The sequence below is a fragment of the Proteiniphilum sp. genome (assembly GCF_034331125.1).
Lineage (GTDB): Bacteria > Bacteroidota > Bacteroidia > Bacteroidales > Dysgonomonadaceae > Proteiniphilum > Proteiniphilum saccharofermentans.
The window spans coordinates 16,085-41,390 of the sequence record NZ_JAXQGC010000055.1 but is presented as its reverse complement, the minus strand read 5'-3'; the positions used below and the strand labels follow the sequence as shown (position 1 = coordinate 41,390).

Sequence of the window (25,306 nt, the reverse complement as noted above, 5' to 3'; positions counted from 1 at the left end):
ATGATATAAAAATAAAACCGGCAAATATTGAGTTTTTGTCGGTTAATAGTGAAAACCTATTTCCCTGTTTCTGGTAAGCGAAAGGGCATCATCATCCAAAGTATTCACATCAATATTGTTCAGGTAGTAATGCCCGCTCGATGCGGTATCCAGGCAACCGAGGATATTCATTAACGTCGACTTACCTGAACCGGAAGGACCCATGATCGCCACATATTCGTTTTTTTCGATATGGAGGTTGATACCGTGTATGACAGGGATTTCACTTTCTCCGAGGGAATAACTCTTCTTCAGGTTTTTTATTTCTATCAACATATCATTTTATTTTATTCGTAACGGATAGAGTCTACCGGTTTCAAATTGGCGGCGTTCTTTGCCGGCAGATAGCCAAAACTCACCCCCACGATTACCGAAAAGGAGAATGCGATAAAAACGGAGTAGGGTTTGATAAAGGTGGTTATATCCGTAAACAGGGTAACGATCAACGACAACATTATACCGATCAGCACACCTATCAATCCACCGGTAATACTGATTGCCACCGATTCGGTGACAAACTGGCTCATAATATCGATCTTCCGGGCTCCTACCGATCTTCGGATCCCTATCTCGCGTGTACGCTCCATTACAGTTGCCAGCATAATGTTCATAATACCTATGCCTCCTACCAATAAAGATATGGCAGCAATGGCACCCAAAAGGAAGTTATAGATCTGCCGTTCTTTTTCTTCCTGTTTAAGAAGCTCGTAAGGGATCACAATACTGTAATCGTCATTATTGAAGTGATGTCTCTTTAATATCTCATCAATAATTCTGGAAGCCTCGATCAATTTATCCGAATTATTGATCTGAACCGTGATCTGCTGTATTTCGCTGGAGAGGATATTATCCCGTGTAAAACGGTTCAGGAACAAAGATAACGGCACATAGACATCCGTATTCAGATCCCTTGCAGCCAGTTCACCTACGGTTTCAGTGAAAAGACTTTTCGATGCCAGTACGCCAATCACTTCCAACCATTGGTCGTCTATCTTTACCAGCTTACCGATAGGGTCTTCACCTTTAAAAAAACTGGCAGCCACACCCGCACCCAGGACACAGACCTTTAATCGTTCGTTGTAATGTTTTTCATTGATGAAGTAGCCTTGTTGTACTTTATAATTCATCAAACTGAGAAAATCGGGTGTAATGCCTATAACAGTAGATTTTACCGATTTGTCATCAAACTTCACTTCGGTGTTTTTTTCTGCCTGCGATGCAACCCTTTCAACTCCCGGTACAATTTCCTTAATGACATTGGCATCCTGAATGGAAAGACCCTGGGAGAATTTAGCCCGCACCTCTTCCAGCTCTTCATCGGAGAGTGATTTTTCCCTGACAATGATATTGTTTACCCCCAAATCCTGGTATTTCGCAATAGCCTCGCGTTTTGCACCTTCCCCAATCGATAACATAGTAATCACCGATGCCACACCAAATATGATTCCCAGCATTGTCAGGAAAGAGCGAAATTTATGGTCGACCAGTCCCTGAAGTGCCAAGCGAATATTTTCACCGTATTGCATATGCTGTTTTATAAAAATTCACAACTCACTGTCATCCCCGGCTTTAATCTCTCATCCGGCTCTAATATACTGATTTCCACATCAAAAACTCTTTGACGGGATTTTTGGTCTTTCAACCTGCATAACTTCCCGATATAGGCTACTTCTCCTTCAAAGACCACCTTCGGCAATGCATCTAAACGAACTGCCACTTTTTGGTTGACATCTATTTTTAAAAAGTCAGCTTCATTCACCTGGGTATCCACTTTCATAAACTCCAGTTCGGGAACTTTGGCTAAATTATTTCCCGCATAAATATTATCCCCTATTTTGTATAGAGTAGGATTGACATTTTGCCGGTTCAATTCAATCTGAAATACGCCTGATACAGGTGTCCGTAAAGTAAGTGCCGGCAGCAATGCTTTTGCATTTTCTATCTCTTTTCTAATCTGTTCGACCCTGATCTCCTGAATTTTTAAATCATTAGCATTGATAATCTTATTCAACTCGTAAATCCTTTTCTCTTTCTCAAGATTGATCTCTGCCTGGTCAAACTCCAGTTTTTTTATCCGTCGTAACCGTTCCGATTCAAAACGGGATGCTTCCAATTCGATCTTTTTTAAATCGAATGACGCCAGTTCGTTTCTAATTCTCGATTCGCTTTCCTGTTCCCTATTTTCCTGTTCCACATACAATTTTTCCAACACGGCTAATTGTGTTTCCAGATTACTCTCCTGATCCAGGATAAATTTATTGATATCTGCGGGATCCAGTTGAGCAATCGAATCTCCTTTTCTCACTATTTCTCCATGATTCAGCAGCCCGATGATCTTCATTTGATACCAATGCCGCCCGTACCTCGGTATGACAAAGGATATGGAATTGATCGCAGCAAGCTCTCCCGTTTCTATAATGGTACTTCCATCTGATGTTCTTCTTTCATTGCCTTCCGACCAAACTCCCTTTTTACAGGAAATAGAAAACAACAGCAGGAAAAACACTACCGAAAGACTATATATAATGCTTTTTTTCATACAATCATTTTTTATTAATTGACAATTGACAGTTGACAATTATCCCGCCTCACTGCTTTCCGGTTTCTTCTCGTCGGATTCTACTGCAAAGGGATCCACCAGTGCAATTTCATCCCCTTCTTTCAGTCCATCGACAACAACCACGTAATCGGTATTATTCTGGCCGGTCTCAACTTCTATTTTATCATAACCACTTGTACTCTTTTTATAGACAAAGTTCTTATCTCCCTCTGGTCTCACCGCATCCAAAGGAATATAAAGCACATCTTCTATCTTGTCTATAATAATTCTGCAACTCACGGTAAGGCCGGGGAGCAGGTGCTTGTCCGATTCGTTCAGTAGTATTTCAACCGGAAATACTTTTATCTTCGATGATCCGTCTTTGTTCACGGCAAGATTGGCAATCGAGTTGACTGTCCCGGTGAAGATACTATCCGAAAATGCATCCGGCTTTATCTCGACTTTCAGACCTTTACTGATTTTCGCTACATCCACTTCGTTAATCCTTACCGTTGCTTTTAACACGGCCAGATCGGGGAGCTGGATAATGGGAAATCCACCCCAGCATTGATCGCCAATCTGAAATTTATTGTTACTGCTCCAGTTCCGCGAGATGATGGCAATTCCGGATGAAGGAGTAACCACAGACAATTTTTTCAGTGTTTCATGCGCTTCATCAAGCCGGGATTGAAATTGCATGATGGAAAGATTTTTTTGCTTCACTTCTTCCCTCTGTATTTTTATCCGGTTATCTATCTGTTCTTTGGCTCTTTCCAAAGCAATATCTGCCTTATCAAGATTCAGTTGTATCTCTTTTTTCTTTATCTCCGATTCATACTCTGCCGACTCAAATCGTATTTTAGATATTTCATGGGAAATTCGCGCCACCTCATAGCCGGCTCTCAGTTCTTCCAGATCGGATTTCTGCTGAGCGATCATCTTCTCAAACTCAGCCTTGGCTATTTCCAGACTCGACTCCGCTTCTACAATGCCTTTAAGAACTTCCGACGGGTCGAAAACGATGAGTGTGTCTCCTGCTTTCACCTCCTGTCCATCTTTTACCAGTTCGGTAATTTTCAGATTACCATATCTCCATGAGATAAGAGGCGCCACAATATTGATAGATTGTACAGCTTCTATTTCTCCTTCTTCATACAAATCAAGAAAAAGAGTTCCTTTTGCCACTTTTCCTACAGGTACTTGCTGAGTTTCTTTCCGGCCGCATGCAGCAAAGAATATCAAACAAAAAAGGAGAAAAAAAAGCGTATTAAACTTGTTCCTCATTTTATCAGTATTTATCTTATTGTTGTAAAATCATTGAAGCAATATCACACCCTAACGAATTGAGTCCGAGAGGAACCTCTTCCCTCTTATAAATGAAGCGGGCGGTTTAATCAGAGAAATTACTTCTCCCTTTCTTAAACCTGTGGTAACTATCGATTCTTTTATTGACGACGGGCCGGTTGCAATTTGGCGCATCTCATATTTATTATTATTCCTGACATACACGACCTTCATCGAATCAACATCATAAATGGCAATCTGGGGAATTACGATGGTATCTCCGATATAGGTTGTAATTACACGGCTGTTTGCTGTAAATCCCGGTTCGGGAAGCTGTATCACACTATCGATAGATGCTTCTACCTCAAAAAACTTCACTTTTGAATCTCTTTTATAGGGTTGTCCGACGGGTAATTTTTTGGTTATTCTTCCATATGCACTGTTCCCCGGCATGGCCTCAAAGGTGTAAGCCACAGAATCGTTTTCATTGATCTGTTTGAAATCTGTTTCATTGACAGCCATTTTCACCTTCATTTCCGACATCTCAGGGATAATAACCACCGGCATATTATTCCAGACATTGTCCCCCACTTTTAACTTGGCGCCTGTCATGCGGGAATCGGCAATAATAGCCAATCCTTTTTTAGGAGCCCTGATAGTCAACTCTTCAAGAATTTTTTCTGCTGATTGTAAACGGTTGGTCAACTGCTGGATATTTATTTCCAACTTTCTTATTTCGGACTGATTAATGATATCAAGGGCATTCAGTTTCTGTTCGAATTTTACTTTTTCTATGTATGCCCTTTCAAGTTCTAATTCCTTGATTCTTCTCTGGGTTGGCGTGGCAAATTTGAGTTGCAAGGAATCAAGATGGGCGATGTCCGTATCGACCTCGTTATTCTTCACCTGTGCTTCCAAGAGAGCGTATTGCATCTTCAAATCGGCATTGACCTTGTTCAATTCAGCCGTAGCATTTTCCAATGCAATTTGCAGGTTGTCATAGTTGTTCTGTTGATTATTATCCTCAATAATACATACTATATCTCCTTCGTTGACATATGTACCATTATCAATCAGGAAGGTGACTATCCCGTCTACATTACCCGGACAAGCCAAGGTTGTAAACCGGATAGGCTCGACTATACCTTCAATTAAAATCGAATTCTCAAAATCCGTTTTGGAAACGGTATAAGTAGATATACTCTCTTTATTTTTCAAATTACATGAAGAGAGACAAAAGAATAAAGTTAAAATAAAAATTATCTTATCTTTTTTGAAGATAATATGATTAGATCGATAGTGCAATAAAAAAAATTTTGGTATTCACCCCTGTTTGTTGCAAATATCGAAAAAAAAGATGATATACCAAAAAATATTACACCTAAAAATGATATCAACTCAATCCTTCCACTTCTCCGTTAACGATATCTATCCGTTTGGCCTGCGGATCGGCGGGTAATCCGGGCATACGCATCATCTCACCGGCGATGGCAACGATAAACTCCGAACCGCGGTTAATCACCAGATCATTGATTTTAAACCGGAAATCTTTAGCTACTCCATACCATTTGGGATCGGCTGAGAAAGAGTATTGTGTTTTAGCGATGCATACCGGCATCTTTTCGAGGGGTGTTCCTTCAATCAGTTTCAGCTTTTTCAATGCTTTCTCACCCATTACCACATCGCGTGCACCATAAATCCGTGTGGCAATCCTGGTAAGTTTGGTCTCGATATCATCCTCATCGTCGTAAGTAAATTTCAAATCCCCTGATGGTCTGTTCTCGACGGCATCTACTACCGCTTCGGCCAACTCCACGGCACCTGCACCTCCGTCGGTAAACGCCTCATTGACAGCAAACGACACTCCACGATCATGACAAAAGGTACGTACCATATCGATCTCTTCAGCGGTATCAAAAGCATATTTATTAAATGCCACCACGACCGACTGACCAAAACCAGCCAGGTTTTCAAGATGTTTCCCCAGATTCTCCAATCCTTTTCTCAAACCTTCCATATCGGGCTCTTTGATCATCTTCTCCGGTGTGCCTCCGTGCATCTTCAACCCCTGCGCTGTAGCAACAATGACGGTCAGTTTGGGACGCAATCCGCTCTTACGGCACTTGATATTGAAAAATTTCTCTGCACCCAGATCAGCCCCGAAACCTGCCTCAGTCACCACGTAATCACCATATGACATCGCCATTTTGGTAGCCAGGACCGAGTTACATCCATGCGCGATATTGGCGAACGGACCACCGTGTATAAAAGCAGCTGTATTTTCAGTAGTCTGCACCAGGTTAGGATGGATGGCATCTTTCATCAATACGGTGATAGCGCCTGCCACGCCCAGATCTTTTACAGTGAATGGTTCACCGTCGATCCTGTATCCCAGGAGTATATTCTCTATCCGTCTGCGGAGATCGGGTTCATCTTCTGCTAAGCAAAGGATAGCCATCAGCTCTGATGCAGCGGTAATATCGAAACCTCCTTCCTGAGGTATCCCGTTACCCGGTCCGAGTCCCGTAACAATATAACGCAGATTTCGGTCGTTTACATCCAGTACCCGTTTCCAGAGCACCTCTTTGATCGCCTCGCCAGTACCTTGCACGCGAAAGATATAGTTGTCGAGCAGCGCAGAAATGGTATTATGGGCTGTGGTCACAGCATGGAAATCACCAGTAAAATGGAGATTGATGTTTTCCATAGGAAGCACCTGGGCATACCCTCCACCCGCAGCACCGCCTTTCATCCCGAATACAGGACCTAATGAGGGTTCGCGTAATGCAACGATAGCTTTCTTCCCGATTTTGTTCAATCCCAACGCCAACCCTATGGAAACGGTTGTCTTACCGATACCCGCCTTGGTAGCGGTAATCGCCGTCACTAATATAAGATTACTACGGTTAATTCTTTCCTGATCGATAAGATGGAGAGGTATCTTTGCCATATGTCTTCCGAAACCGATCACTTCTTCGCGATCGATCCCGATACTCTCTGCTATATCTTTAATTTTTCTCAGGGGTGTTTCCCTTGCAATTTGAATGTCTGGTTTCATCTAAAATTGATTTGCTGATTTATTAATTTGCTGATTTAAAGATTTGTTGATTAACGCCTCGTCACATCCTCCACTTCATTTCATACTTTTGGTTCTAATTTTATTTAAATCATCACATTTCCACATCATCGAATTAACCAATCATTTCAGCTTTTCTTCCAGCATGATCAACTGATCACGCAATTGTGCCGCCTCTAAGAATTCCAGTTTTTTTGCCGCGGCCATCATTGCTTTCCTCGTCTGTTCAATTTTTTTCTTCAGGTCGTCGGTCGAAGCATACTCAGGTATCGGTTCCGCCGCCAAAGCATAATAATCCGGTTCTATATATGCTTTTGCTTCAGCTATTATTTTATATTCTCTGGTCAATACCGATGAGCGTGCCTTCTTTATCTGCTGCGGTGTGATGCCATGCTCTTCATTATATTTTATCTGCTTTTCACGCCTGCGATTGGTCTCGTCGATAGTCATCCGCATACTATCGGTCATTTTATCGGCATAGAAAATTACCTTTCCGTTCACGTTACGTGCCGCACGACCGGCTGTCTGGGTAAGAGATCGATGGGAGCGGAGAAATCCTTCCTTGTCGGCATCCAGTACTGCCACAAGCGATACCTCGGGTAAATCCAACCCTTCGCGCAACAGATTTACACCGATCAACACGTCGAACAACCCGCTACGCAATTCATCCATGATCTTCACCCTCTCCAATGTCTCTACATCGGAGTGGATATAATTACACCGTACACCATTCTTTGTCAGGTAATCGGTCAGTTCTTCGGCCATCCGTTTGGTGAGAGTAGTCACCAATACCCGCTCATCGACCTCCACCCGTTGCCGGATCTCTTCCATCAGGTCGTCGATCTGGTTCAGGCTGGGACGTACATCTATAGGCGGATCGAGTAACCCTGTAGGACGAATCAACTGGTCGACCACAATACCTTCCGATTTTTCCAGTTCATAATCAGCAGGAGTGGCGCTTACAAAAATAATCTCAGGGGTAAGTGCTTCAAACTCTTCAAACTTCAGCGGACGATTATCGATCGCTGCCGGAAGCCGGAAACCAAACTCTACAAGATTGATCTTGCGGGAGTGGTCGCCCCCGTACATAGCACGGATCTGCGGGATGGTGACATGGCTTTCGTCAATAACAGTAAGATAGTCTTCGGGAAAGAAGTCGAGAAGACAGAAAGGACGTGTACCGGCGGCACGGCCGTCGAAATAGCGGGAATAGTTCTCTATCCCGGAGCAATAACCTATCTCCTTGATCATCTCCAGGTCATAGGTCACCCTCTCGTAAAGTCGCTTGGCCTCATACGGTTTTCCGATAGACTGAAAGAACTCCACCTGTTTTCCCAGATCGATCTGTATTTCATCTATCGCCCTGTTAATACGTTCCTGCGTGGTGACAAAAAGGTTGGCTGGAAATATCCGGTAAGAATCCAACCGTTCAATGGTGATCCCGCTGAGTGGATCTACCGATTCAATACTCTCTATCTCATCTCCCCAAAAGATAACGCGGATGATATAATCGTGGTATGCCAGGAAAACATCTACCGTATCGCCTTTCACCCGGAAATTCCCCCGGTTGAAGTCGGCCGTTTCGTTACGTGAATAAAGACTGTTTACCAGCAGGCGCAATAATTGGTCGCGCTCCATCACCTGCCCCTCACGGATATCGATAGTCGTCTTGTTAAAATCTTCGGGATTCCCGATACCATACAGACAGGAAACTGAAGAAACCACTATCACATCGTTTCTTCCCGAAAGCAGTGAGGAGGTGGCTGCGAGCCGTAGTTTTTCAATTTCATCGTTGATGGAAAGATCCTTTTCTATATAGGTATCGGTCGTCGGAAGATAAGCTTCCGGCTGATAATAATCGTAGTAGGATACAAAATATTCCACCGCATTATTTGGAAAGAAACTCTTGAACTCGCTATAAAGTTGTGCTGCAAGTGTTTTATTGTGACTCAGCACTAAGGTGGGTTTATTTATCTGTGCAATCACATTGGCCACCGTAAAAGTCTTACCCGATCCGGTAACACCTAACAGGGTCTGATAAGGGACTTTCTGCCGGAGTCCCTCTACCAGTGCCGCGATTGCTTCCGGTTGATCTCCGGTAGGTTGATATGCTGATGTAAGTTGAAAATCCATAGGTATTCTTTAACAAACAGAATTGAATTTAGTTTTCAGGATTGCTGTCTTGTACAACGCCTGTAACCATTACCACTAAGGCGCTTCAGGATAAGGCTTTGTTTCAAATATGCTGACAATCTGAAACAGTGTATCCAGCTCAATGTGGGCAATATAGCCATGTACCTCTTCCGTGGCACCATCTTTCTGATAAGATTTCCGAAGTGGGACATTGATTTTGTAATGGTTGCTGCTCGTCACTTCATATTGTAGTGACTCCAGATCCGGAGTAAATTTCAGAGTGGCACCTTCTGTCTGTGCACCCGTCACAAGCAGCTCACCGGCAATTCTTTCACGGGTAGCGGCACCTGAATTGAAGAAGCGATACACAGTAGGTGCCAGATAGCGAACCATACCATTATGATCTAAGGCAGAAAGGGCTATAAAAAATCCGCCTACTGTAGCACGTATACTATCCAATGTAACGGCATCGGTCGATTGCGGCCGGGAAAGCAAATCATATCTCTTTCGTGCTTCTGCAATATAATCGCCTGCAATACCACCGTTCTCAGCCAACATGATATAATCAGAGTATGACTCTGGCGTATTCATTTGCAAAGTGCCTATCCATATAAGTGAATCGAGTCTTGTCCTTACTAACGGGGCGTAAGGACTATCGGTATGCCTGTCTAAGAAATCACGCAACTCGGTAACGTTGTCAGTTTCTTTCATCTTTTCCCATGCGGCGGCTTCTTCCGATTTCAGTCTGCGCAGGCCGGCCTGTGCTTCGTCAAAGTGCGCACCCCGCGGATGTGCTTCCATATAAGCCAGATATCCCTCTACCGAATTTACTTTTACAGCTGCATCCCATCCGCTGCGATCCAGGTTACTTTTGCGGATAGTCTCATTATAAACAAAAAAAACGCCAGTTAATAAGGTAATCACTAATAAAAACAGTAATGGAACCCCTATTCCTTTTTTCTTCTTCATTACCGTTTTTTCCGATTTCAAATCCGGTTCCAGACCTGATTCCGGTTCCACGTCAGGCTCTTTATCGACATGAGTCATTTCTGATTTCACGTGATTGCCCGTCTCCTTCTTATCCTCTACGTGTTCTTGCACACGTAAATCCTCAGCAACAGAAGCGCTCCCTATTTCAATTTCTTTCGGAATATCTACTTCATACTCAGTATGGATCTTCCTTGTACAATCATCACAAAAAAGGGCTTCTTCCGTTTTGGTTTTTCCACAAAGGGGACAGGATTGAGACATAGTTTTTTCTAAATTCTTATTGAACCTTTACTTACTTAAGTTTCGCATGTAAATTCATAATGTATGCAACTAAAACGGAGACCTTTAAATATTTTGTGGGGACCCATAGCGCGAGATGTACGAAACTTGAATTACTTATCTACAAATTTACAAGATTTTATTTTGATACAGCCATAATTCATATAGTAATTGGCTATTATACTTTTTATTTTTCCACCTTCATATGAGATTATTTTGGCGAGAAGAGACAAATATTGTAAATTTGAGTACGGATTTCCAATATGGAAGTGGATTGTAAATCGGCTAATCAACAAATCAGTAAATCATCAAATGAGTTATATAAAAAAACGAATCCAATCTTTTGCATACGCCTTCAGGGGTCTGTATTTTTTATTCAAAGAGACACCTAATGCGCTGATACATTTAATAGTGGCAATTATTGCGATTTCGTCAGGATTCATATACAAGATATCTTACAACGAATGGCTTGCCATTATCATTGTTATCGGCGCTGTGTTTTCCATGGAAGCCATAAATACGGCCCTGGAAAGATTATCTGATTATACTTGTAACAAAGAGATTCATCCCGCTATCAAAAAAGTGAAAGACCTTTCAGCCGCAGCAGTTTTGATCGTCGCTGTGGCTGCATTGGCAGTTGGGATTACTATCTTTCTACCCAAAATTTTCTGATATTGTATGGCTGAATCTTCTGCTTTTCCTGTAGGTTTTTCCACTGATACTATCCGCGTTCAACTCCTGAAAGTTGACAGGGAGAGGAAATTGCTTATATGCATGACCATGGAGAATCCGGGCACGGCACTGATTGCCAGATATGGGATTTCACCGGAGAACCGCGTTTTTGACAGTTCAGTAGAAAGATTTCAGGAGGGAGCCAACCTGAACCTGATAGATTCTGTTATCGACGGCAATGGTTTTCTTATCCCTAACTATATCATCCTAGAACCTGATTATCTGATTGATGCTTCCGCAATCGCGGAATGTTTTCAGGATTATTCAATCTCCCCGCTCCATTATTTCCGCAACAAATTTGAGGAAAAAGAAAATCGTTCCTATCTGCTACTGGGAAATTTAGCAAACTTCTTCCTCGATGAACTGGTGTTTGCAGAAAATCCTGAGAAAGTTTCCTTCAGGGATGTATTCCTTCGGTCGTTTAAACAATCGCCTTTCGAATACGCCAGTTGTGAAGATATCCGCAGCGAGAGCGATTTCCGGGTATTCATGGAAAAAGCAAGAAGTCAGTTTGAAAATATTAAACGGGTAATTCGCACGGATTTTCCGGAAAGAGGTATCGATCTGCACCACTGTACGCTGGAGCCTTCGTTTTTTTGCGAACGGTTCGGGTTCCAGGGACGACTCGACCTGTTACAACCTTACTCCGACGAAACAGATGCCCGGATCGTAGAACTGAAATCAGGCAGAATTCCATTCCCTTATTCCGACAACGAGAAGATCTCGCTCAATCATGAAGTACAGACTGCCGTGTACCGTCTGATGATAGAGACCGTTTTCGGAAAAAAGGCACAGGGAGTAGATGCCTCTATTCTCTATTCGGCTGGAAGCCGACCCGGAGAAAATCTCCGCACTGCTGCGGTTGACGGGGAGTTGGAGAAATCAATCCTGAATATCCGTAACCTGATCGTAGCCAACGAACAGATTCTGATCCGGGGAGAAAACAAAGATGCAGAGGCGTTGTTCGAATCATTGTTCAACCTCATTCATACAAAACAAAGATTACCTGCCTTCTTCATCGAAAAAATAGAACGGATACGTTTTCTACTGTCGAGTTGCAGCGATCTGGAACGACTTTTTTTCTATCGATATATCCGGTTTATCTCAAGGGAATTGTATCATCAAAAAATCGGCGATATAGCCTATGAAACGCCGACAGGCACAGCATCACTGTGGAACAGCGCTTTCAGCGAACGTGCCGAAGCGTTGGACGTACTTTTCGATCTTTCTATCCTGGAAATCGATGATTCGGGAAACGATATGACAATCCTATTCGCCCGTAACCAGGCAGGAAACGATATTGTCAATTTTAGGGAAGGAGAGATATGTATTGTCTATCCCAGGCAAAATGACAATGACACGGTACTGAATCGGCAAATATTGAAAGGCACCATCGCAAGGATTACCGCATCGACAGTGGAAGTACGCTTTCGTTATAAACAGAAAAACCACAGTTTTTTTAAAGAGAACCGGCTCTGGGCTATAGAACATGACTCGCTGGATTCCAGTTATAACAGTATGTACAAATGCCTCTTCGCTTTTTTGAATGCTCCTACGAAAAAGAAAAAGATACTGATGGGACTGATACCCCCGGAAACAAGCGATCAAAATAAAACTTACCGGGATGAAACTCATCCGATAGAGACTTCACCAGAGGCAGGCTATCCTGAAAATATCATCCGGAGAGCGATGGACACCCAGGACTACTTCCTGATTATAGGCCCTCCCGGCACAGGGAAGACATCCATCTTTGCCCGACGCCTCATTGAAGAATATCACGCACAACCGGAAAAGAATATCATGGTACTCGCCTACACAAACCGTGCAGTAGACGAGTTGTGTGAAGCCGTCAACGCCGCTTTCGGATGTAAAAAGGGAGAGTGTGACGCCTATATACGCGTGGGTACGGAGCTCTCCTGTGCCGAACCCTATCGTCATCGGTTGCTGCAAAGGATCTCGGAGAAAGCCAAAGACAGGGAGTCGCTACGGCACGAGATAGAAAGGAGCCGTATATACATATCTACCCTTGCCTCCATCAACGGGCGAATGGAGCTTTTCAACCTCAAACATTTTCATATAGCTATCATCGATGAAGCATCCCAGATACTGGAACCACAGATTATCGGCCTCCTACCCCGTTTCGACCGGTTTATCATGATCGGTGATCACAATCAACTATCGACCATCGTGTTGCAGGAGAGTCAATTTTCAGGCATCAATGAACTGGCATTGCGTGAGGCTGGATTTATTGATTGCCGTGATTCTCTATTTGAGCGGCTGTTACGCCGCTGTAAAGCAAAAGGATGGCATCACGCCTATGCGCAACTCACCCATCAGGGGCGGATGCACAACGACATTGCCGCTTTTCCCGCAACCAGCTTTTATTCCGATAAACTATTTCCCGCACTCGACTGGCAATCGGAAGATTGGACACTGCACAGCCCGTCGGATAATATTTTTGACTGTTGGATAGCCACCAAACGCACCGCCTTTTTTTCGACGGAAAAAATCTATGGATCCCCTATTTCTGACAAAATCAATGAGGCTGAAGCAGATCTGATCATCACTCTTCTGGCATCTATCCGTAATGTGTATGAAGCAAACGGTAAGATTTTCGATACGGGATCGATCGGCATTATCGCCCCCTACCGGAACCAGATCGCCCTGATCAAATATAAACTGTCGTTAACAGACATTCCGCACCGGGAAAAAATCATGATCGATACTGTGGAGCGATATCAAGGGAGCCAGCGTGATGTGATACTGATTTCGTTCTGTGCAAATAAACCCTATCAGATGAATTTTCTTTGTAACCTGAACCATGATGGAACGGTGGATAGAAAACTCAATGTGGCCATTACCCGTGCACGCCGGCAGCTTTTTCTTGTCGGTAATGCCACCATCTTACGTGAATCGCCGGTCTATGCAGACCTGCTCGACTTTTACAGGCAAAAAGAGATCTACTCGATCATCAGTGACAACACGAAACCAATAATGGTGTAAGCCAAAATAATCTTTCAAAGGATGAAGGAAAAGATTCAATTTTTTCATACAACTTTTTTTGTTGTCACATTTTTTTATACCTTTGCAGTCCCATTGTCTTATGGTGTAATGGTAGCACAACAGATTCTGGTCCTGTTTGTCCAGGTTCGAGTCCTGGTAAGACAACAACGAAAACCCGCTTAATGGCGGGTTTTATTATTTCGTCTTCCCCATAAGCACAGGAGAAGACGAAACCAATTGAATATAAAGAGGCAGATAATTACCTATGAAAGAGCTTTCTCGTAATTCTTCTCAACTGCTGCCCAATCGAGCACCGACCAGAAAGCATCGAGATAATCGGCACGTTTGTTCTGATACTTCAGGTAGTAAGCATGTTCCCATACATCCACCCCCAAAATCGGACAGCCTTGGTTAGCAGGATTGACATCCATCAAGGGGTTATCCTGATTTGGAGTAGCAACAACGGACAATGATCCGTCTGCTTTTACCACCAGCCATGCCCAGCCTGATCCAAACTGCCCCAGACCGGCTTGCTTGATCTGCGCTTTCAGTTCGTCGAGGCTGCCAAAGGTCTTATTGATTTCGTCTGCCAATTTCCCGGAGGGTGCAGTTTTTGGCGAACCGGATAAAATCTTCCAGAACAGGGAATGGTTGTAATGCCCGCCACCATTGTTTCTCACAGCAGGCGCATATTTACTTATCTCTTTCAGGATTTCTTCCAAACCCTTAGACTCTGCTTCGGTACCGGCAATGGCCTTATTCAGATTGTCAACATAAGCCTGGTGATGACGTTGATGGTGGATAGTCATCGTCTCAGTGTCAAAATGAGGCTCTAACGCATCATAAGCGTAAGGCAATTCAGGTAATGTGTAGCTCATAATTTTACTTTTTAAATGTTTACTATTTATATGACTCTGTAAATGCATATACCAATCAACAATAAATCAATCATATTGTTGTTTTATTTCATTGATTTAACAAACCAGGGCCAATCAGCATAAAATTACTCCTTCAACAAGTTAAAATATAATAATCACTTTATTTTTATTCAAAAGAAAATATCTTTGTATCGATAATATATTAACTGGAGGAGACCAATATGGACAGGCGCAAATTTATAAAGGCCGGAATAGTAGCGGGTACACTGATAGGGACAAATATCCGCAATGCCAGTTATGCACTTCCTTTTAACGTAAAGGATGAAACCGACACGAAGGATGATGCATACCTGGACAGTAAAGTGATACTGGGAGCTACCGGGCTTACGGTACCTCTTATGGCCATGGGATCCGGCACTTCCGGTTGGAATAATGCATCCAACCAGACCCGCTTGGGTATGGAGCAATTTGTCAGATTGGCAAAGAATGCATATGACAGGGGGATGAAATTCTTCGAGATGGCCGAATCATACGGATCCCATCCTTTTTTCGGAGAAGCAATGAAAGGTCTGCCAAGGGAAGAGCTGACACTTCTTACCAAAATAGCCAAAACTGACGGAGTTTCTGCCGCTGAGACACGAAACAAGATCGAGTCTTATCGCAGGGAACTCGGTACAGATTATATTGATATTATCCTGTTACACTGTATGACTTCGGGCGGATGGGCCAACAGCCGTCAGGGAGTAATGGAAGGATTGTCCCGGGCTAAGGAAGATGGCATTGTAAAAGCTGTCGGTATCTCCGCCCACAATCTCGAAGCACTTCAGGAAGCTGTTGAATCACCCTGGGTAGATGTAATACTTGCCCGTATCAATCCTTTCCAATCGCATATGGATGGAACCCCAGACACAATCCGGGACTTATTGGGGGAAGCACGTCGAAAAGGGAAAGGTGTGATCGGCATGAAAATATTCGGTGAGGGCAAGCATGTCAAGGAGGAAGAGCGTGAACAATCGCTACGCTATGCCCTTACAGAATCCAATATACACTGCATGACGCTCGGATTTCAAAGTATCGGGCAGATGAACGATGCTATTGCTCGAGTTGTACGCATTCGGAAAGAGATTGCCTGATCTACTCTTATCGCAGTCGTTTCCTGTCAAATAAAGGCATTCTTTTATAAATGATTTCAAACCTTTTTCACCTATCTTTGATAATTGGAGGTAAACTGTAAGACAGAGACAAACCCTTCAATTACATTAGACTTTTCAATTTTTATTTATACAAAAGTTCAGACAATGCCTGTCCATCAAGGATTTATCCGGCAAGAACAAGACTACATGACCCGTATAGTTACACTTCTGCTTATTACATTTTGCGTTGCTGTTTCCTCAACGCTTTATGGGCTAACAACTGACAGTATATATCAAAATGAATCACTTACGCTTGAACCGGTAGAAGTAATTGCCTATTTCAACCAGCAACCTATTTTAGGATTAACTGCTTCGGCACAATCTGTTTCTTCAAACCTTATAGAAACACAACAGGCCACGACACTTTTACCGGCGTTGAATATGGTAGCCGGTGTTCGTATGGAAGAGCGTTCGCCGGGAAGTTACCGGTTGGCAATACGTGGTAGTCTGATCCGGTCTCCATTTGGTATTCGCAACGTCAAAATATATATAGATGAATTTCCTTTGACCGATGCAGGAGGTAATACCTACCTAAATTTGATAGATCCTGCTTCCATATCTACAATACACGTGCTAAAAGGACCTGACGGCTCGCTTTACGGGGCCAATTCAGGAGGTGTGATCCGCATTCAACCTAAAGGATTTGGCACGCCCCGGAACCAAGGGTTTCTTTTGTTAAGCGGGGGCTCTTTCGGATTGTTCCAGGAGCAATTTTCCATACAACGAAAAGTAAATGATAGTTATGCTTTTTCAATAGACCAATCATTTACCCGTTCGGATGGCTACCGGGAAAATACAGCATTAAACAAAAAGACCTTTCAAACGTCCCATAAATGGCAATATTCTGAGAACAACGAACTAAGATTTATCGCCCTATATACTGATTTAGGTTATCTCACTCCGGGCGGGCTTACAGAAGACCAAATGCATGAAAATCCAAGGATGGCACGCCCTTCCAGTGGGTCAACACCCTCTGCTGTAGAACAGGAATCAGGTATATACAACAGGACATTTTTTGGAGGTATTGCCCACAACGCACGAATCAGCGGGAGGTTATCCCATACCATTAGTGTTTTCGGTTCACACACCGATTTTGAAAATCCGTTTATTACCAATTATGAATTCCGGAAAGAGAAAAATCTGGGTATCCGCACTTACTTTTCCTATAGAAATGTGGATCAAGAACAGTTTCAATGGCAGATGCAATTTGGTTTCGAGGGACAAAAAGGGTGGAACAGAATTGATAATTATGACAATGAAAAGGGTACAGCCACTACCCCACAAGCAAAGGATAACCTGGATAATACCCAGGGCAGTTTCTTTTATCGGGCAATGGCTTATCTATATAACCGTTGGACCATCGAAGCCTCATTAGGCATCAACCGGGTTGAAATCAACTATACCCAACGCTATCCCGAAGTTCCAGATCCTGATGGCAGTGCCGGTTTCGGGAATATATGGATGCCGAGAATTGCCACCTCTTATATACTAAGAGAAGGCTTAGCCGTCCGCGGTTCCATATCAAAAGGATATTCACCGCCTACCATTGCCGAAGTACGTTCTTCTGATAATATCATCAATACCGATCTGACAGCGGAAACAGGAATAAACTACGAATTGGGAATACGTTGGGAAACCGCAGGAAGGAGATTTATCGCAGATGTAAGTCTCTACAATTACAATATGGATAATGGAATTGTACGACATCTCCGTGATAATGGTGCCGAATTTTACCTGAATGCCGGAGAAATAAAACAAAAAGGGATTGAAGCCTCGATTTGGGCCTACCTGTTACCCATGCAAACCGGCAGGTTTATACAAACCCTGAGCCTCCAATCCGCCGTATCATATAACCATTACCGATTTGGAAACTATCAGGTGAACGACAACGATTTTTCCCGGAACAAGGTAACTGCCGTACCCGATTGGGTATGGACGAATTCACTGTTTATTACTTTTCCCAAACAGTTCAGATTGAATGTTTCCCATAATTTCACTTCGGCTATGCCGCTAGATGATGCAAATAGTTTCTTTTCGGACAAATTCCATCTGGTTCAACTGAAAGGGAGCTGGAACCGGAAAATGAATCAATCACTACAAATAGAATTTTTTGCGGGGATAGATAATTTGCTGAATGAGAAATATAGCTTAGGCAACGACATCAATGCTTTTGGTAATCGCTTTTTCAACCCTGCACCCACAAGAAATTATTATGGAGGAACTAAGCTCTCATTTTAGCATATCAGAACGGATAACCGATAGCGAAATGGAAAGCCAAATCGCGGCGGAGGTTCGGTTTGAAGATCGTCCACCGGGTACCTGCCGGAAGTCCGGGATTGTGCGCTTTCATCCCTCCGTCAACCCTGAGCAACAAGAAGTCGAGATCTAAACGCAAACCAAGTCCATATGCCACGGCCAGTTCCTTGTAAAAACTGTTCCATGCGAACATACCACCCGGCTGCTCCACATAATCCCGGATAGTCCATATATTTCCGGCATCTACAAAGGTTGCCAGTTCAAACCGTCCGGTAAGCTTACGGCGGAACTCCACACTGAGGTCGAGTTTCATATCTCCTATCTTACGTCCAAAATCGGATCCTGCTGAGTCCCTACTATAGGTACCTGGACCCAAAGCACGTGTGCTCCAACCTCTTACGCTGTTAGCCCCTCCTCCGAAATAACGTTTTTCGAAAGGTAATACGTTGGAATTTCCGTAAGGATACGCCAGTCCTACTGCAAGATGTGCGGCAATAGTATTTTTGTCGTCAAAAGCATGCGATGCGGAGATATCAAAATCCCCTTTCACATACTCCGAATAAGGTTGTTTAAAGAATGTCTCGAAGCCTTTGTCATTCACTTCACCTCCCCCCAGACCGGTAACGATACGGGGCAACCATCCGGCCAGTTCAATCCCTGATCGAACTCGAATAGGAACAGCAGGCATACTGCGTCTCCCAAGACGATTATAGTTGGTATAGGTGATATTGTATGTAGTGCGTACAATCAACAGGTCATCGTAACTATAGCGCAAGATTGGGTTGGCATCCTCATCCATATAAAGCTCTTCGAATCGTTTGGATTTCCAGGGCATCCTTACATAGGTTACCCCTATCGGTTCAAGCATATGTTGTAATTGCCATTCCATAGAAGCCCACTGAAAGCGGGTGGATAGGTTAAAGAACTGACGCAGGTATTCAGGCCGTTTCTGGAAGTTGATACCTGCCGAAAATTCCGTTGATGCCGAGGGTTGGTCTCTGAGTCGCTTCATCAGCCACGGAAGCATCAACTGGGGGATGGAAAGGAATGCCTCAGCCCCATATTCATAGAAACTGTTGTCGAGGAGATTGAGGCTGTCTGAAGGTGTGATAAATTCGTAAGCAGCATTTAATTGCACCCGGAATGTTTCTCCCCCTTTCAGGAAGTTGCGGTGCTCATAGGCCACATTGCCAGCAACCCCAAGGTCGCCCGCCGAATTGGTACCATCCACCCCGAAGCGCATGTAGTGGAGATTTCCCGGATAAAGGGTGATTCTCGAATCGATATATGCCGAATCGTTCCGCACCTCAGGCGTTAAGTTGATAGACGTCTGGTTCACCGGCCCCATCCCGTTCAATGACGCATAGGTTCGCTCAACCATCCTGTCGGCATAGAGTCGTCCGGGACGTAAAAAGGTATTATAATAGACTGCCCGTGGACGCAGAAAACGATCTTTTTCCGAGATAACTTGTATCCCTCTATAATTTACCGTATCCAGCTCCAAAGAAGAACGACGAACCGAATCCTGCAAGAGAACCGGATCTACCCCGTTGATCACGGTCACATTCCCCATATAGTACTGCTGGTGGTAAGTCGAATCGGAAGGATTGTTGAGGGCAAGCGTCACATCCACCTGATTTGTTCCTACGGTAGTATCTGCAATAAAATAGAAGTTATCTTTCAAAAAATTGTAATATCCTCTGTTCCTCAGTATGGTAGTCATTCTTTCCCGCCCCTCTTCCAATACGGATAGGTCAAAAAGATCTCCCTCTTTCATCAGTTCGAGCTGTCTGGTCCGGTTCAGGATATTATAAATAGTAGTATCAACCGAATGGATCGTGTCGGTAAAAGTGCGGATGCGATGAGGTTCATTGCCGGTCACATTATAAGTGACATTGGCTTTCTTGTCTTTCTTTACCACATTGGTATCGACTTCAGCATTCAGGTATCCCTTATTTTTAAGGTGCAACCGGATCTGTTCAGCCGAAATAACAGCCAACTGCTCATTATAGAGTACGGGCGGTTCGCCGTATTTGAGGAATTGCCTGTTCATCCATGTGGAGGTGTCATTGGGGGTATTATACATATGCAGCTTCACCCTTCCCAACAAGATCATCGACGAGTTAGGCTTCTGCCGCAGGTAAGGCTCCAGGGCAGACGACCCAATACCTCTCACGTCTGACTTTATATCAGTCTTGTTGAGAAGATAACTTCCCTCCGGCACTTTTTTGGTTACGTTACAGGCAGCCAAAGTAAATATCCACAATATAAGGAATATATAATTCTTCATACAATCAGCAGAGTAAAATTACAAATTAGTAATCACCAATTACTAATCATCATCAAATCATCTCATTATCTATCTTTTATGGCGCGTAGCACTTTAATCCTCTTCCTTCGGTCTGACAAACCTTAAGTCAAACAAATCCTTGAACTCTTTGGCCTCCCTGGTAACCATAATCCCTACCCCTTGCGTGGTGAGTGAGCGACGGTAAAAACGTTGATTAGCCCTATTAAAAGCACGCAACATAAGCCAGGTGTTGATATCATACTCTAATTCAAACTCTCCCAGAAATTGCTGTTGGCCCCCCACCAGCATACTATTATCTCCATAGCTCAGGTTGGTGTTTATACGCAGCCGGTTGTCCATCAAACGGGTGGAGACATCCACCCCCATCCTTACGTTTTCGAGGCTGCCGTCGACCGACTCCAGGTTGGTACTGACCGACCAGTTATCCCTCAGTGCTCTGGCAAAGAGAGCATCCAATCCTCTGGAGAGCGCATTAGCCGCGACATTTGTCACTGTCGAAGAACCGAAATTCATATCCGGAGACCCCTCCGCCGGCATAAAACCGCCGGTGGTTACCAGATATACCACCTGAAGTATCTTCGCCTCCTCATTCGGCATAAAGCTTTTTACCCGCTGTTGCACATCATTGGAGTTTTCCGGCAATTCAACATCAAATTGCAGGTCCATCCCTTGCAGATTACCTCTGATCTGTAGTAGTGCATTCACCGGTACCCGCGTATTGGCCAGTTCAGATTTAAAAGTGCTGCTGAGTGCTGCCAGATCCGCCCTTACAGACCTGTAAGCAGTTACATTGAACTGCGTATTCATTGGATTACCTTCCATAGAGAGCCTGCTTCCTTCGCGAATATTGAACTCTATTGTACGAAGATTCTGTAGGTTGTAATGAAACTTTCCACTATTGAGGACATAATCTCCGTAAAGTAATACCGGCGGGGTAGACCTTGAGTTGAAGTTGATATTCAACTCGCCTTCTCCACTCACCTCAAGCGCATTACCGGTAGTAGGGTCGAGAACCACACCTGCTTCGAGCAACGGGGTCAGGTTCACGGTAACTGCCATGACAATGGGAATGCCCTGGGAAACGTTAGTACTGAGTTGTCCTCCCGATTCTTCATTCTTACGCAAAAATGCCAGTGAATCGGGTTCCCTGGATTTGCTGCTGACATAGACTATACCGCTGTATTCCGTTGCTGTCGCTGTTTGTGGAAGTACTATGGTAACATCCGACTTGCTTGAACTGGTCAAATTCCCATTGCCAAAAATTCCGGAAGGAGATCCCGTCACTTTCAGTTCTCCCGACAGTTTCAGATTGCCATAGGCCATCAGGTCGGTCCGGTTCGCATTGTTCAGCAGCATGAAATCGTTGAGACGGATGCCGGCATTATACACCATACGCCCGAAATTGGTATGTGACAGGCTTACGTTCAAAGTGGCTGTATGATTGTTCTGGTCACGGATCACCAGATCTTTCAATCCCACATTATCCCTGCTAATCTCTATTGTATCGGATACATAATAGGTTACATTGGTAAATGCCACCTTCATCACACCGTCATCAATTCCGAGCCATCCTTCCGTTATTGGTTCAGAAAGTGTGCCGGTTACGTGTATATTAGAATTTAAACGTCCGTTCAATTCACTAAAAACACCGGTGGTAAGCGGCTGGATTGCCATCAGTTTAAAATCAGCAATCGAGAGGTTTATATCCATTGGAAAGGGACTATTATCCCCGGTGGGAATATATCCTTTCACATCGAGGCTGCGTTCTCCCCCATCCTCCAGCCAGGCATTCAAATTGAGTCCGGAAAGGAGGTTATCCCAATCCGCATCAATCCGGAATGTACCGATAGTATCACCATGCACGGTAATATTCTCTATCCGGAGTTCTTCGGAACGAATCATCGGATTATCCAATGCCTGACGCACATAGATATCTCCATTGATAGAGCCCGAAAAATTGGTCACATTAAAGGCATTAAGAATATTCGCAAGATCCGTATTATTAAAATAGATACGGATGTTATCCGCTTCACTTTTGGATGCCACCCCATCTATTCCTAGCAGGAGCATGTTATCTTCACGGATGCCAAAATTGGAGATTACGATACGATCTTTACTGTAAGCGATGGCAGCATCGTTGAAGTCGATCTGTTTGTTATTGAAACTGATCCTGGCCGGAGGAATGCGGATGTTTGCCGCCAACCGGTCGTCAATATCACGCCGGAATCCCATTGTGATCATCAGTTCCCCGTTGGAGTTGGTATTGTTTTGCTTCATATCGAACGACAGGCGGTTATTCACCGAATCCGACGCCACGTCACTATCCAGTTTTACATTAATATATCCGTTATTCTGCACCAGATAGCTGTTCACATCCAGTTTCAGGTCGGATGTATGGTTACGCAACCCCATCTTCGTCTCCCTGATGTCATTGTTCCCTACCATTATCCGGGGAAGGTGTGCGTCGATGCGCAGTGATTCGTCTGCCGTCATGTCCACACGGCCGGAAATGGTCGCCGGTTCAACATTATAAAACGGAAGTGAAAGCGCATAGGAGATATCTTCCGTATTTTGAAGTTGGATATTGAACTGAAAATTATTCTTGCCGGTTTGCACTTGTTCCTGCTCCTCCTTCTCAACGATTACGGAAGGAAGATGAGGATGGATTGCCCGCATCAACTCTTCACCTATAGTAGAGAAATAGTAATCACCCGTGATATTACCTTCAAAAAAGGATGACATGAATTCGATCTTCTTTCCCTCTCCCTCATCGGGCAATGCCTGGAGATAGATAGCACCCGGATTATAAAAGAAATTACTGTCGGCCAATGAAATGTTATCGATCACAACCATCCCCGTGAGATCATCCAACGAACGCCCCGATAAATTTCCATCAATATTCACCCTCAGGTAAGGATCTTTCCAACTTTCAATTGCCACGAAAGGTGTTAACTCGAGACGTTCCACATCTCCTTTTACGTCAAATTTCATTATCTCTCCGAATGTGATGTCACCGGAAAGGTCAAACTTATTTCTTTCGGTATCAGAACGGATATCAGCAACAATATTATTCCCGCTATACACCCCGTTGAAAAAGATATTACTGTAATGGTACTCTTTGAAGGATGTCGATTCAATCCGTCCATCGGCTGCCACGCTAATTGTTGAGTCTTGAATGATTGATAATTTGATATTTGTATTTATGGTAGTATTACCTATCCCCACATCCTCGCCTATGATATTGCCCACTTTTATATTATTGGCTGTAACAGGCCCTTTAAAAACAAAGCTTTTAAATTGATTACCGATATGACCGGTACCATTGAGTGACACCCCCCCCTGACCGGTAATTACCTCTCCTTCGTAAAGGAATTGTCTCAAACGGCCGTTGGCTATCATACGTAGATTGAGGTCTCCCATTGCAACCAGTTGATCGGGAGAAGCATAGTCCGGCACACCAATGCGGATAAACGATTGCAGATCTTCCTGAGAGAGGGTCATATCCCGGAGATTAACACGCAATTCCCCGTCATTGATATTACTGTAATCCGAGATCGATGCCGATACATTAATCTCAGTATCGGGGCCATACTGGAAAACCAAACTGTTCAGTTCAGCTTGGGGTAACGTACCCTCTGCGTTAACTTCAAATGAGATAGGCTTATCAAGATGAGCAAAACGGGGAACAAAAATATTTATATCACGCGGGTCTATCAGATTACTTTCGGCAACGAGGGAAAACGCTTTCGATTCGAGATCATAGGCCGCATCTTTAACCTGAATACGCGATCCGTTCAAACCCACAGTGAGTCCTTCACTACTAAGTAATGTACCCTCACCTTTCATTCTCGCTCTTAAATTATTAAGCGTAAGTCCGGCATTCCTTTCCAGAAAATTGAGAAGGCTCACCTCTGCCTTCATATTTTCCAGACTCAAAAAATCCGCTTTCCCCTTAAAATTAAAGTCAACCAGATCTATATGGTTGACATTAAAGGTTCCCGGAGTCTCCGGAATGGAGTGAATATCATAACTGATATTTCCATTTTTCAATATCACTTCATCAGCAGTAATACGCCATTCCTTTTTTTCTTTCTCCACCTTTATTGTATCCTCTTTGGCAAAGGCATCGATAATAAATTGGAAATTGAAAGGATCATCCGGCGAAGCACGGTGTATATTGGCTTTGAAATTCTCAATACCCGCTTTATGCACTGTAACCTTGTTTCTCAAAAGATCCAGAGCTTGTATTCGGACCGCTATTTTACCTACATAAAGCAAAGTGTCCTGCTGCAAATCCTCCACATAAATTCCATCAAGTTCTACGGTATTAAAAAGACGGATACGGATACCCTCCAAATCGACTTTCGTTCCAATGATTGGCCTGAATTTTTCCAAAGCCATGTTAGCCACACCTTTTTGTACTGCCGGAACAGAGAAGGTAATGACAAGTATTACATTCAACAAAATAATACTAACAATGATAATGGCGAATATGCGGACAATTTTAGCGACCAACTCAATCGAAATATTATAAATGAGAGACTTTGATTATTTAATAATACAATTATACAAAAAAAAGAAAGCAAAAGTTCG

15 protein-coding genes and 1 tRNA gene are annotated in these 25,306 nt (G+C 43.6%); 5 read left to right on the top strand and 11 right to left on the bottom strand.

The features are described from left to right. Positions 1 to 42 precede the first annotated feature (42 nt). The 8 genes from U2P89_RS13455 to U2P89_RS13420 all read right to left on the bottom strand — a co-directional run bounded on the left by U2P89_RS13455 (position 43) and on the right by U2P89_RS13420 (position 10,322). A complete protein-coding gene (locus U2P89_RS13455; protein ID WP_322191642.1) occupies positions 43 to 315 on the bottom strand; it encodes an ATP-binding cassette domain-containing protein in 273 nt (90 codons plus the stop codon). An 11-nt stretch (positions 316 to 326) separates the two neighbouring features. Next, a complete protein-coding gene (locus tag U2P89_RS13450; RefSeq protein WP_322191641.1) occupies positions 327 to 1,565 on the bottom strand; it encodes an ABC transporter permease in 1,239 nt (412 codons plus the stop codon). Positions 1,566 to 1,573: 8 nt separating this feature from the next. Continuing rightward, positions 1,574 to 2,578, bottom strand: coding sequence for an HlyD family secretion protein (locus U2P89_RS13445; RefSeq protein ID WP_322191640.1), 1,005 nt, complete (start codon positions 2,576 to 2,578; stop codon positions 1,574 to 1,576). 39 nt (positions 2,579 to 2,617) lie between these two features. Continuing rightward, on the bottom strand, positions 2,618 to 3,862 hold the full coding sequence (locus U2P89_RS13440) for an efflux RND transporter periplasmic adaptor subunit (RefSeq protein WP_322191638.1): 1,245 nt from the start codon (positions 3,860 to 3,862) through the stop codon (positions 2,618 to 2,620). A 51-nt stretch (positions 3,863 to 3,913) separates the two neighbouring features. Continuing rightward, entirely contained in the window at positions 3,914 to 5,080 is a 1,167-nt protein-coding gene (locus tag U2P89_RS13435; RefSeq protein ID WP_139224088.1) for an efflux RND transporter periplasmic adaptor subunit, read from the bottom strand. 175 nt (positions 5,081 to 5,255) lie between these two features. After that, positions 5,256 to 6,920: a formate--tetrahydrofolate ligase gene (locus tag U2P89_RS13430; protein ID WP_322191637.1), complete on the bottom strand. Its 1,665-nt coding sequence runs from the start codon at positions 6,918 to 6,920 to the stop codon at positions 5,256 to 5,258. Between the two features lie 141 nt (positions 6,921 to 7,061). Then, positions 7,062 to 9,071: an excinuclease ABC subunit UvrB gene (gene uvrB / locus U2P89_RS13425; protein WP_322191636.1), complete on the bottom strand. Its 2,010-nt coding sequence runs from the start codon at positions 9,069 to 9,071 to the stop codon at positions 7,062 to 7,064. Between the two features lie 75 nt (positions 9,072 to 9,146). Further along, positions 9,147 to 10,322 carry a hypothetical protein gene (locus U2P89_RS13420; RefSeq protein WP_322191635.1) on the bottom strand — a complete coding sequence of 392 codons (1,176 nt, stop codon included), beginning with the start codon at positions 10,320 to 10,322 and terminating at the stop codon, positions 9,147 to 9,149. 330 nt (positions 10,323 to 10,652) lie between these two features. On the opposite strand from U2P89_RS13420, the gene U2P89_RS13415 reads away from it, so the two are divergent. From U2P89_RS13415 to U2P89_RS13405, 3 genes are all read left to right on the top strand, one after another. Beyond that, positions 10,653 to 11,012 (top strand): diacylglycerol kinase family protein, encoded by a 360-nt coding sequence (locus U2P89_RS13415; protein WP_313381350.1) that lies wholly within the window; start codon positions 10,653 to 10,655, stop codon positions 11,010 to 11,012. 6 nt (positions 11,013 to 11,018) lie between these two features. After that, positions 11,019 to 14,075 (top strand): DEAD/DEAH box helicase, encoded by a 3,057-nt coding sequence (locus tag U2P89_RS13410; RefSeq protein WP_322191634.1) that lies wholly within the window; start codon positions 11,019 to 11,021, stop codon positions 14,073 to 14,075. A gap of 94 nt (positions 14,076 to 14,169) precedes the next feature. Further along, positions 14,170 to 14,240 (top strand) — tRNA-Gln (locus tag U2P89_RS13405). A gap of 98 nt (positions 14,241 to 14,338) precedes the next feature. Here U2P89_RS13405 and U2P89_RS13400 read toward each other — a convergent pair. Then, on the bottom strand, positions 14,339 to 14,953 hold the full coding sequence (locus tag U2P89_RS13400; RefSeq protein WP_076929839.1) for a superoxide dismutase: 615 nt from the start codon (positions 14,951 to 14,953) through the stop codon (positions 14,339 to 14,341). Positions 14,954 to 15,174: 221 nt separating this feature from the next. On the opposite strand from U2P89_RS13400, the gene U2P89_RS13395 reads away from it, so the two are divergent. Next, the gene (locus U2P89_RS13395; protein ID WP_322191633.1) at positions 15,175 to 16,086 is read left to right on the top strand and encodes an aldo/keto reductase; all 912 of its coding nucleotides are present in this window, start codon (positions 15,175 to 15,177) and stop codon (positions 16,084 to 16,086) included. A gap of 165 nt (positions 16,087 to 16,251) precedes the next feature. After that, the gene (locus tag U2P89_RS13390) at positions 16,252 to 18,384 is read left to right on the top strand and encodes a TonB-dependent receptor (RefSeq protein ID WP_322191632.1); all 2,133 of its coding nucleotides are present in this window, start codon (positions 16,252 to 16,254) and stop codon (positions 18,382 to 18,384) included. 4 nt (positions 18,385 to 18,388) lie between these two features. On the opposite strand, the gene U2P89_RS13385 is transcribed toward U2P89_RS13390, so the two are convergent. Further along, the gene (locus U2P89_RS13385) at positions 18,389 to 20,692 is read right to left on the bottom strand and encodes a BamA/TamA family outer membrane protein (RefSeq protein ID WP_322191631.1); all 2,304 of its coding nucleotides are present in this window, start codon (positions 20,690 to 20,692) and stop codon (positions 18,389 to 18,391) included. 93 nt (positions 20,693 to 20,785) lie between these two features. Further along, entirely contained in the window at positions 20,786 to 25,114 is a 4,329-nt protein-coding gene (locus U2P89_RS13380) for a translocation/assembly module TamB domain-containing protein (protein WP_322191630.1), read from the bottom strand. Between the last annotated feature and the right edge of the window lie 192 nt (positions 25,115 to 25,306).

Coding starts and splice junctions, on each gene's coding strand:
- U2P89_RS13450 (WP_322191641.1), bottom strand. CDS start 1,565: ATGCAATACGGTGAAAATATTCGCTTGGCACTTCAGGGACTGGTCGAC.
- U2P89_RS13415 (WP_313381350.1), top strand. CDS start 10,653: ATGAGTTATATAAAAAAACGAATCCAATCTTTTGCATACGCCTTCAGG.
- U2P89_RS13410 (WP_322191634.1), top strand. CDS start 11,019: ATGGCTGAATCTTCTGCTTTTCCTGTAGGTTTTTCCACTGATACTATC.
- U2P89_RS13420 (WP_322191635.1), bottom strand. CDS start 10,322: ATGTCTCAATCCTGTCCCCTTTGTGGAAAAACCAAAACGGAAGAAGCC.
- U2P89_RS13445 (WP_322191640.1), bottom strand. CDS start 2,578: ATGAAAAAAAGCATTATATATAGTCTTTCGGTAGTGTTTTTCCTGCTG.
- uvrB (WP_322191636.1), bottom strand. CDS start 9,071: ATGGATTTTCAACTTACATCAGCATATCAACCTACCGGAGATCAACCG.
- U2P89_RS13385 (WP_322191631.1), bottom strand. CDS start 20,692: ATGAAGAATTATATATTCCTTATATTGTGGATATTTACTTTGGCTGCC.
- U2P89_RS13430 (WP_322191637.1), bottom strand. CDS start 6,920: ATGAAACCAGACATTCAAATTGCAAGGGAAACACCCCTGAGAAAAATT.
- U2P89_RS13380 (WP_322191630.1), bottom strand. CDS start 25,114: ATGGCTTTGGAAAAATTCAGGCCAATCATTGGAACGAAAGTCGATTTG.
- U2P89_RS13390 (WP_322191632.1), top strand. CDS start 16,252: ATGCCTGTCCATCAAGGATTTATCCGGCAAGAACAAGACTACATGACC.
- U2P89_RS13395 (WP_322191633.1), top strand. CDS start 15,175: ATGGACAGGCGCAAATTTATAAAGGCCGGAATAGTAGCGGGTACACTG.
- U2P89_RS13400 (WP_076929839.1), bottom strand. CDS start 14,953: ATGAGCTACACATTACCTGAATTGCCTTACGCTTATGATGCGTTAGAG.
- U2P89_RS13455 (WP_322191642.1), bottom strand. CDS start 315: ATGTTGATAGAAATAAAAAACCTGAAGAAGAGTTATTCCCTCGGAGAA.
- U2P89_RS13440 (WP_322191638.1), bottom strand. CDS start 3,862: ATGAGGAACAAGTTTAATACGCTTTTTTTTCTCCTTTTTTGTTTGATA.